The organism is Cryobacterium sp. Y29, from assembly GCF_002929825.1.
GTDB lineage: Bacteria > Actinomycetota > Actinomycetes > Actinomycetales > Microbacteriaceae > Cryobacterium.
The window spans coordinates 1-17,617 of the sequence record NZ_PJJN01000029.1 but is presented as its reverse complement, the minus strand read 5'-3'; the positions used below and the strand labels follow the sequence as shown (position 1 = coordinate 17,617).

Here is a 17,617-nt window from a genome sequence, read left to right as displayed (position 1 = left end):
ACCGCACGGAATTGGGGAGTTACTCTCCGAGAGCAGTGTCGCCAGTGACGAGTACTTCGGCAGCCGGGGAGAATGCAGAACTGATCTGGCCGCAGAAATAGCGGAACTTTACCGTGAAGTTTTCTGTACCAGCGGTGATCGTGGCCGTAGTCGTTTGAGCGTTGGACGGGTTTGCTGAGGTGATCACGGCGGCACCGCCCTCCGTGGCTACCTCATAGCCGGCCAGTGTTTGGCCGGTCGGGCAGGTCTGGGCGTTCCAGGTCACAGTGACGGTACCTGCCGGAGCCGCCGGTGACGGTGTGGCGGTCGGAGCTGCTGTTGGCGTGCTCGGTGTGGCAACCGGCCCGTAGGTGGTGAGGGTGATCGTTGAGCCGGCCGGAACGGGGCCTCTGGGGTTGACCAGGTACACCCGGTCAACGTCTTCCCCGGTCGCAGCAGCGTTGCCGGGTTCGACGTCAGCTGCAAATCCCATGTCGACGAGCAAGGCGGCGGCCTCGGCGCTCGGCTTTCCGATGAAGTCGTCGGGATTGACCGACGTATTGGTCGGTGTCGGCGTCGGCGTCGGTGTCGGCGTTGGGTTCGGTGTCGGTGTGGGCGATGGCGTAGGTGTGGTCGACGGCGTCGCCGACGTCTCGGCAGGAACCGGGGTGTCATTGTTCTGGGTGAACAGGGCGATGAGCGTGCCGGTGAGTACGATCACCAGCAGCGCGACGAGCGCAATGAGCGGCCAGGTCCACTTGCTGCGCTTCTTCTCCTGTGCCTCTGCCGCTGCAGCAGCGGAGGCGCGGGTGGTGGGGGCACCGTTGGCCGGAAGAATGGACGTGGCCGAATCAGCGCCGGCACCGGGCATGAGCATGGTGGCACTGGTGGCCGTGAGGCCGCCCAAAATTGAGGGCACGGCCACGGCGGCGGCGGCCACATCACCACGACGCAGAGCGGATGCCGCGCGCGCCAGGTGGGCCGCCGACGCCGGTCGGTCGGCCGGGTTCTTGGCCAGGCAGGCGAAGACCAGGTTGCGCACCGGTTCGGACACGGTTATCGGCAGGTCCGGCGCGATCTCATTGATCTGTGCCATGGCGATGGCGACCTGCGACTCGCCCGTGAACGGACGTCGGCCGGCGAGGGACTCGTACGCGACGATACCGATCGAGTAGATGTCGGTGGTCGGCGAAGCCGGGTGGCCGCTGGCCTGCTCGGGAGAGAGGTACTGCACGGTACCCATGACCTGGCCGGTCGCGGTGAGCGGCACCTGGTCAGCGATGCGGGCGATACCGAAGTCGGTGATCTTCACCCGTCCCTCTGGCGTGATGAGCAGGTTGCCGGGCTTGATGTCGCGGTGCACGAGTCCCGCGGCGTGGGCGGCGTGCAGTGCGGCCGAGGTCTGCGCGACAATGTCGAGCACCTTGTCGGTCGGCAATACGTGTTCGCGTTCGAGAATGGTGGAGAGGGCTTCGCCGGGAACGAGTTCCATGACGAGGAAGGCGCTGCCGTCTTCCTCGCCGTAGTCGAAGACATTCGCAATGCCCTCGTGGTTGACGAGCGCGGCGTGGCGGGCTTCGGCGCGGAAACGCTCCAGAAAACCGGGGTCACCGAGGTACTCGTCTTTCAAAATCTTGATGGCGACGCTTCGTCCGATGACGAGGTCGGTGGACTTCCACACCTCGCCCATGCCGCCAATCGCAATGCGCGACTGCAGCTCGTATCGTCCCCCGAAGGTGAGGCCTGCTGTGGGTCTCATTTGTTAAGCACCGCCTCTAGTACTTTCTGTGCGACAGGTGCGGCAAGTTTGTTGCCGAACCCCGTTTGTCCTTCTCCCCCGCCGTTCTCTATGAGAACGGTGATGGCGTATCGCGGGTCGTTCGCCGGTGCGAAACCGGTGAACCACAGTGTGAACGGATCCGTTGACCCGTTTTGCGCCGTGCCTGTTTTCCCCGCCACGTCAACCCCATCTATTCTTGCATTGCTTGCCGCACCATCCTGAACGCCGTTGACCATCATCGCGGTGATCGTCGCGGCGGTTTCTTCGCTCATCACCCGCCCAAGTTCGGTTGCTTCAAAGGTTTGGATGGCGCTGAGGTTGGGGGCGAGAATCTCCTGCACCAGGTTGGGCGCCATCACAACACCGCCATTGGCGATGGCGCCGCTGACCATGGCCATTTGCAGCGGTGTCGCCTGCACGTCGAACTGGCCAAACGCCGACTGCGCGGTCTGAGGGTCATCGAGCCCGCGCGGGTACGTGCTCTCGGAGACGGTCATGGGAATGCTGTAGGTGCTGTTGAAACCGAATTTCTCGGCGGTCTCACGAATGGTCGTGTCGCCCAGCTCGACACCGAGTTCAGCGAAGGGAATGTTGCAGGACAGCCGCAGTGCGGTCGCGAGGGTAACCGTCTCGCCGGCGCCGCAGGTTCCTCCGCTGGAGTTCTCGATCGCACTCGTTGTACCGGGGGCCATGTAGACGGATGGGTTCAAAAAAGTACTCTCCGGGGTGTAGTTGCCCGATTCGAGCGCGGCCGTGGTGACGACGAGTTTGAATATTGAACCGGGAGGGTTGAGCGAATTGATCGCCCGGTTGATCAGCGGATCGTTCGGGTCGGCCACCAGGGCGTCGTAGCTCGCAGTGACCTCGGCGTTGTTGTGCACCGTGAGCAGGTTCGGGTTGAAACCCGGTTTGGAGACCATCGCCAGGATGCGACCGGTGGCGGGCTCGGTGACGACGACGGATCCGGTGTAATCGCCGAGGGCATCCCACGCCGCCTGCTGGGCGACCGGATCGATGGTCACCTCGACGGCGGCACCCTTCGGGTCCTGGCCGGTGACGAGGGCGCTGATCTTGTCGAAGAATTGGGAGTTTGACGTGCCGGTGAGCTCGCTATTGAGGGCGAACTCGAGCCCGGTCGGTTCGCCATTGATCGGAATATACCCGGTGATCGGCGCGTAGAGCTCGGGGTTGGTATAGGTCCGCAGAAACTTGAAATCATCGTCGACCGGCATCGACTGGGCGATCGGCTTACCTTTGACGAGGATGGCACCGCGCTCGACCTGATAGCTGTCGTAGAGCGTGCGGCTGTTGCGTGGGTCGGCCGACAGGTTGTCGGCCTGGAAAGCCTGCACGACCGAGGTCGAGCCGAGAAGGGCGACAAACATCAGCATCACGACGATGCTGACGCGCTTGAGTTCACGGTTCACTTAGACCACCAGCCTGGGTTGATTGCGCACGGTGTCAGAGAGTCGCAGCAACAGAGCCGCGATGATCCAGTTGGCTACGAGCGATGAGCCGCCGGCGGCCAGGAACGGGGTGGTCAGGCCGGTGAGGGGAATGACCCGGGTGACACCGCCGATGACAATGAAGCACTGGAGGGCCACGACGAAGGCGAGCCCGACAGCGAGCAGCTTGCCGAAGTCATCCTGTCCGGCGAAGCCGATGCGGAACCCTCGGGCGACGAACATCAGGTACAGGGCGAGGATGGCAAACAGGCCGGCGAGCCCAAGCTCCTCGCCGAGGCTCGCGATGATGTAGTCACTCTGAGGTACCGGGGTGAGCTCCGGGCGACCCTGGCCCCAACCGGTGCCGAGCAGGCCGCCCTTGGCGAGGCCGAACAGGCCCTGCACCAGCTGGAAGCTGCCGCCCTTGGCGTTATAGACATCCGGGTTGAGCGCGTCGAGCCAGTTGGTGAAGCGTCCATTGACGTAGTTCAGGGTCTGGCTGGCAATGAGGGCGCCACCCAGGAACAGGCTCATACCAATGATGACCCAGCTGAGGCGGCCGGTGGCAAGGTAGAGCATGACCAGGAACAGGCCGAAGTAGAGCAGGGCGGTGCCGAGGTCGCGCTGAAAGATGATGACCGACATCGACAGGGCCCAGACGACGAGAATCGGGCCGAGGTCACGGAAGCGGGGAAAGCGGGCACCAAGAATCTTCTTGCCAACCATTGAGAGACTGTCGCGGTTGCGCACGAGGTAGCCGGCGAAGAACACGGCGAGGGCGATCTTGGCGATCTCACCGGGCTGGAAGGTAGCGAAACTGCCGAAGCGGATCCACACCCGGGCACCGCTGATCTCCTGGCCGAGGCCGGGAATGAGCGGCAGAAAAAGAAGGAGCACACCGACGAGGCCGGCGATGTAGGTGTACCGAAACAGCACTCGGTGGTTTCGAATGACCAGCAGCACGACGATGGCGCTGAAAATAGCCAGGGCGCTCCACACCGTCTGGCGTACGGCGGCACTCTCCCAGCCGCCCTGCTGGTCGGCAATGTCGATGCGATAGATCATGGCAATGCCGATGCCGTTGAGCACCGTTGCGATCGGCAAAATGAACGGGTCGGCATCGCGGGCGACGAACCGCAGCACGACGTGCAGGCTGATCACCAGAACGGACAGGCCCGCGCCGAGCAGCACGAGGGTCGGGTCGAGTTCGCCGAGCGCGCCGAGTTGCACGAGCACGACCGCGCTCGCGTTGATGAAGCACGCGATCAGGAGTAGAAACAGTTCAAGGTTGCGCAGCTTCTGCGGCAGGCGCAGGCGACGAACCGGCTCGGTTGCCGGTTGTGCCGAAAGAGCGGATGCCTTACTCAACGATTGCACCCTTCAATCGTTCGATGATGTCCAGGGCGTCGGCCAGGGAGCCGGCGTTGATGGTTTGCTCGACCTGCTGGCGGTCGTAGACGCGCAGGTCAGAGAGATTGAGGTCGGTATGTTCGTAGACACCAGACAGTTTGATCGGGCCGATATCCTGCTGCACGCCCTGATAGATAGCGACGTTGGAACCGTCAGCGCCCACGAAGTAGCGGGTCTGGGTCCATTGGTAGCCGAGAACGGTGGTCGTGACGATGCTGAGCACCAGCAGAATGACAGCGACCAGCCAGGTGACCTTGCGGCGGCGGGCGCGGCGGGCATCCTCTTCGATCAGCTCGGACAGGTAGTCCTGAGAATCGGGTTCGAAATGCGTTTCACGCACCGGGTGGAGGCGGAGGGCCGGGATGCGCAGGGCCCGATTGCGGCTGGGCTCCTCACCGAACGCGAGCGGATTCGCCGCGGAGCCCACAACGACCGGGCTGTCGGTGCGAGCGACGCCCGCACCGATGTCGACGATGACGACGGTCACATTGTCGGGCGCGCCGCCGTCGAGGCTTTCTTTGACGAGAAGATCGGCGACATCCTGCGCATTCGCCCCGCTCGCCAGAGCTGAGGCCATGGCGTTGTGGGAGACGACGCCGGTGAGACCGTCGGAGCACAGCATCCAGCGGTCGCCGGCGATGGTGGCGAGGATGGACGTGTCGATCTCGGGGCTCGCCTCCACGTCGCCGAGAACACGCATGAGCACGGAGCGGCGTGGGTGCACCATGGCTTCAGCCTCGGTGATGCGTCCGCTGTCGACCAGACGCTGCACGAAGGTGTGATCGACGGTGATCTGGGACAACTCGTTATCGCGCAGCAGATAGATGCGCGAGTCGCCGATGTGCGCGATCGCGACCTCGTTTTCGAGTACGACGATAGCGCTGACGGTGGTGCCCATGCCGGTGAGTTCGGCGTGCTCGAACACGGTCTCAGCCAGCTGGGCGTTGGCGCCGATGAGGGCGGCCTGCAGGGCGAACTCGGCATCCTGGGCGCTCGTGTATGGCTTGTCGGCCTCGATGATGCGCTTGGTGGCGATCGCCGACGCGACGTCACCGCCGGCATGGCCGCCCATGCCGTCAGCGACTACGAACAGGGAGCGTCCGGCGTAGCCGGAGTCCTGGTTGTTGGAGCGAACCTTGCCGACGTGGGACGCGGCTGCGCTATGACTTACCGTCGCCATGACCTACCGCCGAAGCTCGAAGCTGGTGGCGCCGATCTTCACGGTGGCGTTCAGGGGAATTTTGGTCGGCACGGTGACGCGGGAGCCGGCCAGGAAGGTGCCATTGGTGGAGTCGAGGTCTTGCAACATCCACTCATCGTTCCAGAGCATGAGGCGCGCGTGGTGTGTGGAGGTGTAGTCATCGCGGATGACCAGGCTGGAGTCGCTCGAACGCCCGATCGTGACAGTGTCGGTGCCCAGCGGAAACTCGGTACCGGCTTTCGGGCCGCTCGTGATCACCAGACGGGTGGTGTTGTGTGCGGTAGCCATTTCAGCGTCGGTAGCCGGACTGGCGCGCGCTACCGGAGCCGCGAAGGCGGCGGCGGCGGGGACTGCAGCGGGAACAGCGGATAGCGGGAAAGCAGGCGCGGGGGTGGCATCCGTTTTCAACTTGCGCACGCGCTGCCCGAATAGGTCGCTGCGCAGGGCGTAGACGATGCCGAAGATAAACATCCAGAGCAGCAGGAGGAAGCCGAAGCGCAGCACCAGCAGGGTGAGTTCACTGACGTTCATGCCGTCGGCCCCCAGAATCCGCCCATGTCGTGGCGTTCGGTGGCCGGATCGACCGGTGGTGCGGCGCGCGGGTATTCGTGAGAGTCTGGCGAGGCCTGGGCGAGGACGCGGAACACGATGCGGGTGCGACCGATCGTGACGATCGAGTCGGGCTCGAGAATGGCTTGGCTGACGGGAGCGCCGTTGAGCTGGGAACCGTTGGTGGAGCCGAGGTCGCGCACCTGGGCGGTGGCGCCGTCCCAGAGGATTTCGACGTGGCGGCGCGAGGTGCCGGTATCCTCCACGGTGATGTCGGCGTCAGAGCCGCGCCCGATCACGGTTCGGGACTTGACCAGCGGGTGCCTGGTGCCGTTGATATCGAGCACCGGGGTCCAGGCGACGTTGCTCTTGACCGAGCTGGAGTCGATCTGCACCATGCCCTCGCTGAGGGTGCGGTCGTCTTGCAGGGTGATCGTGATGCCGCCGGTGAATTGGTAGCGCTGTTCGGCACCGTGTTTTTGCACAAGGGCGGTGAGTTCGTCGAGGAGGGTGACGCCGAGCGCGCTCATGCGGGCGTAGTCCGCGTGGGACATGCGCACGGTGAAGCGATTAGGCGCGAGGATGCGATCCCGCGAGACTACTGCGGCCTTGGTGTCGAGCTCACGACGCAGCGCGGAGGTGATTTCCACCGGCTGCAAGCCCGATCGAAAGGTCTTGGCGAATGCTCCGTTGACGGCGCGTTCCAAGCCCTTTTCAAAGTTATCCAGTATGCCCACAGGTCTCCCGATCCGGTCCGTTTGGCTATGAGCATGTTACTTGTCTCGCGTGGCAACCCACCTTGGGGGCGCAAACGGCACGAACAGTCATACTACCCGCGGAGCGTCCCTGACCGAATTCCGCGCGTGTTCGGGGCATTCCGTGGGACTTTTTTGTAGGGGAGCGTGGCCACACGGGCATCCGTTGGCGGCGATGGTGTCGGCGCGCCAGCTACGGGCAGGGGCGCCACGTGTGGGTGGAGCGGCCACCGGCATCGGGCGCGCTCACGCCGGATACGGCCCGCAGGGCGAGCGACGGGCCCTCGAATGGCGCTGACCCCCCTCGCAGTGTTAGCATTCCTAAGTTCGCGCGAGTGGCGGAATTGGCAGACGCGCTGGCTTCAGGTGCCAGTGTTCGAAAGGACGTAGGGGTTCAAGTCCCCTCTCGCGCACAGCGGGTGTTTCAGGAAATTCAGTATTCGTTTTCATGAAATCCAAGCGAACCGGCCGGTCGAGTAGAAATACTCGGCCGGCCTTCGTTTTTTAACGGTGTGTGCGACGCTGATCGGCTCGGTGACGTTGGCGACGGCCGGTTAAATGCAAATATGCCTGCTGGTGGGCAGGCTAAAGCTTTCGGTGTGCGGTGGGGTCATGCCAGAGTCAGGGGCGCGGTTGTTAGCGCGGTGGCGCCAGCGCGGGTAGCGCACTGTGCTTGGTCAACGGTGTCCCGGTGGCTTCTTTGCGCCGACGTTCCCGCGGAAGCTTTTCGCCGAGTTCGAGCTCGGCTGCTTTTACGAAGAAGTCGTATATTTTGCGCAGGTTCGATGAGACCGCGGCGAGTGTTGCGGCGAGATAGTTGAAGGCGAATCCGCGGCCCGAGCGTTTGCTGACATTGGCGAGGTCTTCGAAGTTCTTGGTTTTGAGAGTTGCGTTGGCGGATTCGACGAGGCTCCGCATACCAAAATACTGGCGGTGTTCTGGGGACTTGTAGGCGAATTTCTGTAGGTGCTTCACCGCTAGTCGGGGGTCTCGATTTTTTTCGGCGGGCGCTCCCGCGTCGAGGGGGATGGTGACGCTTAACAGTGTCGAGCGTTTGACTGCTGGGCGGCCGGTGGCGCGGTCAACGGTCATTATTCTTTTGGTGGGATACATGAATCGTTGGAAGCCGTCTTTGTCTGAGCAGCCCTTAGGCTTCATTCGGTAGGCGTCCCGCCGTTGGAGATATGTCTTGTAAGTCTCCTCGTCGAGTTTCCGTTTCGGCTTATCGGGGTCGAGCGGGTCCGCTTCCCAGATGTTGTAATTTTTGGAGGCGTCGATGAGGTCTTGGGGCATTCCGGAGACGTACCAGTTGCCGTCGACGAGGATGAGGTCCTTCCATTGGTTCTGCAAACCAAGGTCGGTTTCTTTGTAGTCGATGACGAGTTCGCAGCCACGGAGGCGCACAGGAATCTGGAAGTTGCGAGGCTTTTCGTTGTTATAGGCACGGTCGACGATGACGAGGCCACTGGTGAATCCCAGCCGCTGATGTGAGTCAACGAGCTTCGCTCCGTGCCCGATGATTTCTCCGGGTCGGTGGAAGCCGACGGCCGTGATGAGCGACGGGAACAGCGTGTTTTGCCCGGGTTTGTTCCAGACCATGACGCTCATTTCGAGTTCGTATCCGGCTTTGTCGGTCTTGGCGCCGAGACCACCGTGGCTGCCTTCTCGACGGTATCGTCCGGATTGCGGGTCGGCATTGCCGCGGCGCATTGTCGGGTCTGTAGGGTTGGGTCGGCCGGTGCCCGGAATGAGGGTCGCGTCGGCTGCGATGTTGCCGTGATATTTGGCCCAAATGTCCGCGGGGAGCATGCGGACGCTGGTGTGCAGGAGTTGTTCGCAGAGCCAGTCGAGGCGCTCCGAGTTTCGTTCGGACTTCTTCATCGCCTTCGGTGTTGCTTGTTCCGCGAGCAGTATGGCGTAGGCCTCTGGCTTGAGTCGTAGGTTGCGCGGGCCCGGGTGGGGGTCAATGAGGGCCATCATGCGATTGGCTGAACGCCACAGTCGTTGGTACCAATCGCGGTGGTCTCCCGCCTGATTCAGTATCCCGAGTAGGGCAAATTCTTCCGCTTTAAAGTGAACGTCTAGAGTTTCCGCGATGCGGCGGTAGTTGATGCCGTACCCGAGTTGAACATGCAGTAAAAAGAGAACGAGTACGGCCCGGAATGGAATTAGTGGTTTGACGCCAGCGTTTGATTTGAGGCGCTCGTGCCGCCAGTCTTCGAGTTTTGTTATCACTGCTGAGTTGTCAACGATGCGAAGGGCGTTGTTGAGATACGCGCGCGATACGGGTCCGCGGGCGCGTTCAGTCTCGTGTTTCAAGCGTGTCATCCCGAATGTGGTTTGCATCCGCTCTTCGAGCAGGGCGGCATCCGACGAGACCGAGGCGGCGCTCACTGATTGACCGCCCCGCGAAGTTGCGCGCGATAAGAAGCAATATCGGGTGCTGGAACGTGTTCGAGGTAACGTGGAAGATTTTCGAATTTCTCCACACCGAGAGCTGCGGTGAGGTCTTTGATACGAGTGCCCGCCCGAAGGTGGGCAACAATCCACGTGGCCCGAAGACGGTCACTGCGGGGGCGCTGGCCCACCGTGTACTGCGTGAAATTCGACAGCAGGTTGCTCGCCCGAACGGTATTAGTGGGACCCCACAGAGGCACGTCATCGGGGACCTGTTGCAGGATGGCGACCATCCATTCTTCCCACGGGCGGAGCAGCGGCACAATGCGGGGGGTTGTGCCGTGGATGGTGAGAATGATGCCGGCGTCGTCGACGAGAACGTCGTCGGGGTAGATGGTGCTGACGTCGCTCGGCCTGAGTCCTGCACCCGCGCAGAGCACAAGCATGAGCATGGCGCGACGACGTTTTTCATCGGTGACTTGACCGCGCGCCCAATGCGAAAATTCTTCCATTTCCTTTGACGTGTACGGAGGTGCGACGCGTTTCCGAGCAAGGGGCGTCATTGCCTCCGGGTGTTCTTCCGGCGCGACAACCTCAGAGACGCGCATCAGGATGGCGCGGTAATTGCGCCGCGTTCCCTCAGAGAGCGGTGAATTCTTCTGGGTGCAGTACAAGTCGATGGCGAGGCGACTGAAGACAACGTCGGTCTGTAATGGCCATCCCTGATTGGTGACGCACCACAGTGCAAAGGCGCTCGTGACCGTCAGGAGCATCGATGCGGTATAGGCGGTGTGCGGTGCGGCGAGAGAGCACGCGTCTTTGACGAACGACTCCATAAGCGCCCATTCACCGGGCGCGCGCTTGGGTTTGTACTTGGTCATAGTCGCGCGCACCCTCTCGCTCATTTGGCCGTAGCTACAGCCACTGAGTAAAGCACAGATGTCAGCATTCGTAGAATCGGCGAACGTGCCAATGTGGGCGGTTAGGCTCGTTCTATGAGTCCGCGCCCATCTCGTGTCACCCCACACGAGCTGTGTGTCGATTGGCCGGGGACGCGGAGCAATGACCCTGTCGCCGAAATAGCGCGGCAATTCGTGCTGAACCTCCGCGGTGCTATGGGTAGTCGCAGCATACGAGAAGTCGCCCGCGAGACCGGCGTTGACCGCGCAAGCATCGGCGCCCTGCTCAACGGACTGTCTTGGCCGGACATTGCTACCCTCGCCAAGCTGGAGCTTGGCCTGAAGGCCTCGTTGTGGCCCGGCGTGGTCGACTAAAGCGGCTGGGCGGTCAGAGAATGGTGTCATACCCCTTCCATGCGCGAGCCCGACGATCGGCTGGGTTCTGGCTCAAGACCTAGGCGGGGAATTTCCCTAGTAGTAGAGCAAAATTATGTCTACATTAAAAATAATTCCGTCAAGGTAGACAAATTCAGTCAACCTTCACCCCTAATATCATTAGGTGAGAACAGCTACGGCACCAGGCGGGTTCAAATATGAACCGCGCGCAATGGCAGACGCCCCCAGACAATTCGGCAAATCAAGTGAACCGCTCCGCCCGGCGCCGGGATTTAGCCTGAGTGACCCGCGATTCATCGCCGCCCAACTGCAACATCGAGTGGCAAACGCAGTTCGGGAAGCGCTGCTGCGCGGCCCGAGTCTTGAGGCGTTCGTCACCGGCTTGAGGCCGCGTCCCCCGGGAATGACGTACGACCGCCTCGTCCGGATCCAACGCGGAGAGACCCTCATGCAACTTGCCGACCTCGTCAACTGGGCGCAACGATTCGCAACAGTGCGAGCAATTCTGGCGGACGAGGACAGTTGGATACCAGCTGAGGCCACCGGTCCAGATAACGCTGGGAGTGGCGGTCGAGCATTTTCGCCGTCGGCTGTGAAGCTTTCAACGCCGGCTTCGTAACCGAAGGCACGGTTCAGCCCAACCAGTTCGGGTTGGCCGGTCCTTTCCGCACTTAAGGCGCAGGGTGAAGTTAGTCGCGCCACTATTGCCGTATTGCACTGGTATTTGGTCATGTCGCGGCAACCGGGGCCCGCCGTCACGGGGATTCCACATGCCAATATCGACCTACGCTGCTTCGCGCTCGTCCCGGTAGAGGGCGCGGCCGATGATATCGATGATCTTGGCGAGCTTGTCGTCGCTGGTGAGAGCCTCGGCCACCATCGCGGTGAAGTTGGTGCCCGACGAAACGATGGCGTTTGTGACCGTGCTTCCCAAGTCTGGGCTCGCCAGAAACTGCTGCTCGCTGTTCACCTTGATCTGCATGGTGATCCTCTCGTTCTCGGATGCTTTGCCCTTCACGTGGGAATAAAACCCCATCATGTCGGCATCCGTGAGGCCATCACCGTCGAAGAGTTGGTTGAGTTGATTCACGGCCTCGAGAAGACGCGCGAGAACCGGATCGACGGGGCTCTTGGACCCGGAGCCGCTGAGTGGGTCCAATTCCTTGTCACCGGTCAGGCTGATGTTCTGCTGGCCCTGTTTCTTGATGCCGTACCCGATCATGGCGACGCCGGTTAGGTCGATCGCGCTGCGGCGAGTTTTTTCGCTGATCACGCGCGCAAGGGCTCGGTAGAAGATCGCGTGCTTCTCGATCGACACATCCTCAAAGTTGATGATCTGCGACAGAAAGTCGTAGGCGTTGATGAATGAGGTCAGGTCGCTGCGAAATAGCTCCAACCGGTCGACTTCTTCATGGTCGCCAGCCTCAATCGCGGCGTCATAACGCTTGTTGAACCGGTCCTTTCCCGGTGCGACGGCGGCAGCGAGGGCGTTGTTGCCTTTCTTGAAAACCTCGACGGATGCCGCCGCATCCACTTCGTGCTCTTCGTAGAGATGCAGGGCGTCAAGTTTGTCCTTGATGTCGTGCACGATGTTCGGGTCCGACACCGCCGACAGCCGAGCGTCCTTGAAATAGGGCTCAAACGACTCCCGAATGACCTCGGGGTCATTCACGAAGTCGAGCACAAAGGTATTGTCTTTGCCCTTCGCCATCCGGTTCAGCCGAGACAGGGTCTGCACCGCCGTGACGCCGGAGAGTTTCTTGTCGACGTACATGGCCACGAGTAACGGTTGATCGAACCCGGTCTGGTACTTGTTCGCCACGAGCATCACTTGGTAGCCATCCGTCTTGAACGCCTCGGGAAGGGAGCGGCCTTTAAGGCCGGGGTTCATGCTCGTCTCCGTGAACTTCTCGGGGCCGAGGTCCGTATCGAGTACCTCGCCGGAGAAGGCGACGAGAGCGCGAACATCCGTGTGGCCGGTGCGCTTGAGGTAGGCGTCGAAGGCGAGTTTGTACCGCACCACCTCGCGTCGTGACCCGGTGACGACCATGGCTTTCGCCTTACCGTTCAGTCGCCAAGCCACATTTTCGCGGTAGTGCTCGATGATGAGCGCGACCTTCTGAGTGATGTTGAAGTCATGCAGGCGAACCCACTGCATGAGCTCCTTCACCGCCTGCGCCTTTTCGACGAGGGGGCCGTCGGAGTCGTACTCTTGACCGTTGTGTGCGAGCTTAAATGCCACCTTGTACGGCGTGTAGTTGCGCAGCACATCGAGGATGAAGCCTTCCTCAATGGCCTGCTGCATTGTGTAGAGGTGGAAGGGTTTCGGCAGGCCGCCGTCGACGGACCGACCGAAAAGTTCCAGTGTCTTCGCCTTCGGGGTGGCCGTGTACGCGAAGTAAGAGATGTTCGTGGCGTTTGCCCGCGATTCCATGTCAGCGGCGAGGAGCGCCTCCATGTCGACCTCACCACCATCGGCAAGATCCGCAAGCTCATCAGCGTTGAGCACCGATTTCACCTTGTTCGATGTCGTTCCCGTCTGGGAGGAGTGCGCCTCGTCGGCGATAATTGCGAAGCTGCGTCCCGCGAGGGAACCCTCCAGCTTGGCCAGCTCCGCCATCGCGAACGGGAACGTCTGAATGGTTACGACGATGATCTGTGCGCCGTGCGTGAGGGCTTCCGCCAACCTGCTCGACTTCGACCCGCCGACCTTGCTATCGATACCAACGACAACACCGGTCTTAGAATCGATTTGCTTGATCGCATCCTGCAACTGCGTGTCCAAAACGGTGCGGTCCGTGACCACAATCACCGAGTTAAACACCTTGCTTCCGTCGGCGCGGTGCAGCGTCGACAACTGATGCGCGGTCCAAGCGATCGAGTTCGTCTTGCCCGAGCCCGCTGAATGCTGAATCAGATACCGATGCCCCGGCCCCTCGGCCCGGGCCGTCTCGATGAGCCGCGTAACCGATTCCCATTGCTGAAAGCGCGGAAACAGCAAGGTCTCCTTCTTCTCAAGGTTGCCCGTCACGGGATCGATGTTTTTTTCCACCTGCAGGTGCATGAACTGCCCGAGGATGCCGAGCCAAGCGTCCTTCTGCAGGACGCGCTCCCAGAGGTACGCCGTTTCTGACCCTGTGGGGTTGACCGGGTTGCCGGCCCGCCCGTCATTGCCCTTGTTGAACGGAAGGAAGAACGTGTCCGGGCCCTGCAGGTGCGTGGTCATGAACACTTCGGAGTTGCTCACCGCAAAGTGCACCAGTGCGCGGTGCCCGAATGAGAGCAACGGTTCGCCTTTAGGGTTGCGGTCGGTGCGGTACTGCGAGATCGCGTCCTGCACGTTCTGTGTGAAGTCGGTTTTCAGTTCGATCGTCGCGACCGGCAGCCCATTGATGAACAGAACCAGATCGATGCTCTTCTTGCTTGATGTGGAGTAAAACACCTGCCGCATCACACGCAGGCGCATCTTGCCGTAATCAGCGGTGGTTTTCGGGTTCAGCGCGGTGACCGGCTTAAACTGCGCCATCCGAAACGACAGCGGCGTCGCCTTGAAGCCGCGGCGCAGCACCGAGAGAGTGCCGCCCTGCACCCCGTTCACGCTGTCGAATGACGCGTCGAGCGACTTCACCAGCCGGTCCAACAGTGCATCGCGTGATTTTTGCTGAACGGAAGCCGCATCAATGGGCTTCACCGCCCGAGCCCACACCTCGGGCTGGGTATCTTCAAGCCAGCCGAAGACATCGGCGGGGAACAGCGCGCGTTCCGTGTCGTATCCAGTGCTGGTGGGGGAGTAGAGCCATCCGTTGGCGTGCAGGTGCTGCACCAGTTCATCTTCGAACGGCTTCTCGTTGTGGTCCGCCATCAGAGACCCCTCACGTCAATCTTCCCGGTCACCGCGGCGCTGATCAGGGCTTGCCGGCGCTCTTTCAGGACCTCGACGACCTGACGCGCCTTCACTACGAGCGCGTCGAGCCGTACGGTTTCATCAGTCAAATAGTCGATGATTTCGAGTTGTTCGCGGCGAGGAGGAACGGGAATCTCAAAGTTATTCAAAGTACCATTTGTTAGCTGGTTAATTGTGGCGGTAACGAACGAACCCATCTGAAACTGGAATATCGATGAGTTCAGAACCCAGCGAAGGTAGTCGCCGACATCAGACCTCAGCACGGACATGAATGCACCGAAGGTCTCTCCGACCAGCTCGGGGCCAATTTTGGCGTTCTTTCCGATGAGAGCCCGACTGCCATTTCGTGCGCAAATGAGGATGTCGCCCTCCCGTAGCCTTAGAGCAAGGGGTATACGAGTGGATACGTACACCTTGTCCACAAGCGAAATCTGGCCACCTTGAACGTTGCCCGAGCGAAGTACAAGCGTCCCAGATTCCTCGCCGACGATGTCGTCCGGATCGTACGTTAACCCGATTTGGGTTGACCCCAAACGTTTTAGACGCTGAATCCGCCAACCCGACGGGATGTCGCCGAGCCAATCAACGCCGGATGCTTTCACTTCGACGGTGGGGTCTAGGCCACGGGTGACGGCTTGGGCGATCACGGCTTGACGGCGCTCGGTCAATGTCTCGACGAGCTGCTCCTGCTTGGTGATGAGCGCATCAATCTGCCCGGTCTCCCGATCCAGAAAAGCTGCAATCTGTTGCTGTTCTGCGTCCGGCGGCAGCATGATGGGCCACATTCGCAGGTTCCGGTCAGAAAGCGACGGGACTGCACCGGGATTTACTAGAGCCGCGAAATCCAAGGTCTGTAGGGCGAAGTAGAGGAAACGCGCATGCGAACCTGAGGCAATAATTCCGAGCATGTTGTTGTCTATGGTGGATCTTTGCGCAAGTTGGCGAATTCGGCCGAGCAGGAGAGCGGCGCCAATTTTCGCGATCACAATCGTTCCTGAATCAAGCAGAGGGGCGCGAAGGTTAGCCGCAGTCGATTTGGAAATTGTGTCGTCGGAGCCGTGAATCCAGCCCGTCGAATCGGCTCCGGAAAGCGAAGCAACCTTATGAAATGGGATTTCTTCGTCGGTAACTCCTTGTTGATCTATCGGAAAGCCAGCCCCGCTGAAAGTGTCGGCAACACGTTTAATCGGGAGATGACGCCACCCGTCTGGGAGGTTTCTAACATGCTTCGGTAGAGCCGAGTTTTCACTCACGCGCGCTCAACTTCCCGGAGAAGGACAGTGATTTCTGCCACGAGTTTGTTGAGGTCAGTATCGATGTCTTCAAGGGAGCGCGGCGGTACGTATTTGTAGAAATGGCGGGTGAAGGGGATCTCGTACCCGATCTTGTCTTTGGTGCGGTCGACCCAGAAATGCTCGACGTGCGGGGCTATTTCACGCTGAATATAGGCGTCAATGTCCTCGCCGAGCGGCACGTTCTCTGTGTCGCGAAGGTCGGTGTCCGGAACCGGATGGCCTTTGCTTCCCGTGACGATGGGGGCGGTTTCGTCCCGCTCAGATAGGCCGGCGAGGAGGGCTTTAAGCTGCGGGGCGGTCAGGGTGATGTTGGCGGCTGCTAGGGCCGTTTTGATGCGCTTCGCAAAAACGGCCAGTTCGGCTGAGGCGTCCTCGGCACGCTCGACCAACGGCAGGAGTGCCGTTTCTACGGCCTCCGCCACTGGTAGGAGCGATTTCGCGGTCAGCGCCAAGGTGAGGCGCCCAGTGGTGAGCGCCCAATTGAATTGCTGGGGTCGTTCAACGGTGATCGTCGTGTAGCCGAAGTCGGCGATGGTGAGAATTTTGGAAGCGTCGGCATCCGCTTCGGAAATATTGGAGGACTGTCCGTAGAGCTTCACGATGTGCTGGATTTGTTCGGGGGTGATCTGGCGGCGTTTGGAGCCGAGGCTCCTGCGCATTTTGATCCATTGGTCGGTGGCGTCGATGAGCTGGACCTTGCCCTTGCGGCTGGCCGGTTTGTCGTTGTCGAGGATCCAGATGTAGGTGGCGATGCCGGTGTTGTAGAACAGGTCGGTGGGCATGGCGATGATGGCGTCGAGCAGGTCGTTCTCAATGACGTATTTACGGATGTTGCTTTCGCCGCTGCCGGCGCCGCCGGTGAAGAGGGGGCTGCCGTTGAGGACGATGCCGACGCGGCCGCCGCCTTGCGCTTTCGGGCGCATCTTCTTGACGAGGTGCATGAGAAAGAGCAGGGAGCCGTCGGAGACACGGGGCAAGCCGGGGCCGAAGCGTCCGTCGAAGCCTTGCAGGTCGTACTCTTTCTGCACGAAGGCTTGCTGTTTCTTCCATTCCACGCCGAAGGGTGGGTTGGAGAGGCCGTAGTCAAAGGTTTTGCCGTGGTGGCCGTCGTGGGTGAGGGTGTCGCCCCAGATGATGTTCTCGATGGCTTGGCCTTTGATGACCATGTCGGCTTTGGCGATGGCGAAGGATTCGGCGTTGAGTTCTTGGCCGACGAGGGTGAGGGAGGCGTCGGGAAAGTGTTCGCGTACGTAGTCGTCGGCGACGCTGAGCATGCCGCCGGTGCCGGCGGCCGGGTCGTAGACCGTGCGAACGGCGCCGGGCACGGTGAGGGAGCGGGCGGGGTCTTCGTCGGGATGCTCGGTGAAGAGCAGGCTGACCATGAGGCGCACGACCTCGCGCGGCGTGAAGTGCTCTCCGGCAGTTTCGTTAGAGGCTTCTGCGAAGCGGCGGATGAGCTCTTCGAAGATGAGGCCCATCTCAGTGTTGCTGACGCGGTCGGGGTGCAGGTCGACGCCGGCGAATTTTGACCTGCCGCGGGCATTTCGGACAGCGGAATTAGTGGTTTCTTCTACGCTGCCAATGCTGGCTGTTGATAACCGTAGTGG

General features: G+C 61.2%; 12 protein-coding genes and 1 tRNA gene. 2 read left to right on the top strand and 11 right to left on the bottom strand.

Annotation, left to right across the window (positions count from 1 at the left end; all coding sequences use genetic code 11):
- Window positions 1–19 precede the first annotated feature (19 nt).
- From CXY74_RS05110 to CXY74_RS05085, 6 genes are read right to left on the bottom strand one after another with little or no spacing between them, the layout of a single operon-like run.
- Window positions 20–1,738 (bottom strand): protein kinase, encoded by a 1,719-nt coding sequence (locus CXY74_RS05110; protein ID WP_104199441.1) that lies wholly within the window; start codon window positions 1,736–1,738, stop codon window positions 20–22.
- A complete protein-coding gene (locus CXY74_RS05105) occupies window positions 1,735–3,186 on the bottom strand; it encodes a penicillin-binding protein 2 (protein WP_104199440.1) in 1,452 nt (483 codons plus the stop codon). The genes CXY74_RS05110 and CXY74_RS05105 overlap by 4 nt, the downstream gene beginning before the upstream one ends.
- A complete protein-coding gene (locus CXY74_RS05100; RefSeq protein WP_233193232.1) occupies window positions 3,187–4,572 on the bottom strand; it encodes an FtsW/RodA/SpoVE family cell cycle protein in 1,386 nt (461 codons plus the stop codon).
- Window positions 4,565–5,794: a PP2C family serine/threonine-protein phosphatase gene (locus tag CXY74_RS05095; RefSeq protein WP_104199439.1), complete on the bottom strand. Its 1,230-nt coding sequence runs from the start codon at window positions 5,792–5,794 to the stop codon at window positions 4,565–4,567. Before CXY74_RS05095 ends, CXY74_RS05100 begins: the two co-directional genes overlap by 8 nt.
- A 3-nt stretch (window positions 5,795–5,797) precedes the next feature.
- Complete coding sequence (locus CXY74_RS05090) at window positions 5,798–6,346, bottom strand: FHA domain-containing protein (RefSeq protein WP_104199438.1); 549 nt, start codon at window positions 6,344–6,346, stop codon at window positions 5,798–5,800.
- Window positions 6,343–7,101 (bottom strand): DUF3662 and FHA domain-containing protein, encoded by a 759-nt coding sequence (locus CXY74_RS05085; RefSeq protein ID WP_104199437.1) that lies wholly within the window; start codon window positions 7,099–7,101, stop codon window positions 6,343–6,345. Before CXY74_RS05085 ends, CXY74_RS05090 begins: the two co-directional genes overlap by 4 nt.
- Before the next feature lie 347 nt (window positions 7,102–7,448).
- Between CXY74_RS05085 and CXY74_RS05080 the strand changes: the two genes are divergently transcribed.
- Window positions 7,449–7,532: transfer RNA gene (locus CXY74_RS05080), tRNA-Leu, on the top strand.
- A 223-nt stretch (window positions 7,533–7,755) separates the two neighbouring features.
- Here the strand turns inward: CXY74_RS05080 and CXY74_RS05075 are convergent.
- Window positions 7,756–9,513, bottom strand: coding sequence for a hypothetical protein (locus CXY74_RS05075; RefSeq protein WP_104199436.1), 1,758 nt, complete (start codon window positions 9,511–9,513; stop codon window positions 7,756–7,758).
- A complete protein-coding gene (locus tag CXY74_RS05070; protein ID WP_146070060.1) occupies window positions 9,510–10,397 on the bottom strand; it encodes a site-specific integrase in 888 nt (295 codons plus the stop codon). Before CXY74_RS05070 ends, CXY74_RS05075 begins: the two co-directional genes overlap by 4 nt.
- 114 nt (window positions 10,398–10,511) lie before the next feature.
- On the opposite strand from CXY74_RS05070, the gene CXY74_RS05065 reads away from it, so the two are divergent.
- The gene (locus tag CXY74_RS05065) at window positions 10,512–10,790 is read left to right on the top strand and encodes a helix-turn-helix transcriptional regulator (RefSeq protein ID WP_104199434.1); all 279 of its coding nucleotides are present in this window, start codon (window positions 10,512–10,514) and stop codon (window positions 10,788–10,790) included.
- Between the two features lie 805 nt (window positions 10,791–11,595).
- Here CXY74_RS05065 and CXY74_RS05060 read toward each other — a convergent pair.
- The 3 genes from CXY74_RS05060 to CXY74_RS05050 all read right to left on the bottom strand — a co-directional run.
- A complete protein-coding gene (locus CXY74_RS05060) occupies window positions 11,596–14,673 on the bottom strand; it encodes a type I restriction endonuclease subunit R (RefSeq protein WP_104199433.1) in 3,078 nt (1,025 codons plus the stop codon).
- Window positions 14,673–15,968 carry a restriction endonuclease subunit S gene (locus tag CXY74_RS05055; RefSeq protein ID WP_104199432.1) on the bottom strand — a complete coding sequence of 432 codons (1,296 nt, stop codon included), beginning with the start codon at window positions 15,966–15,968 and terminating at the stop codon, window positions 14,673–14,675. Before CXY74_RS05055 ends, CXY74_RS05060 begins: the two co-directional genes overlap by 1 nt.
- Window positions 15,965–17,617 (bottom strand): class I SAM-dependent DNA methyltransferase (locus CXY74_RS05050; RefSeq protein WP_104199431.1); only part of this gene is annotated, 1,653 nt, incomplete at its 5' end. The genes CXY74_RS05050 and CXY74_RS05055, both read right to left, overlap by 4 nt.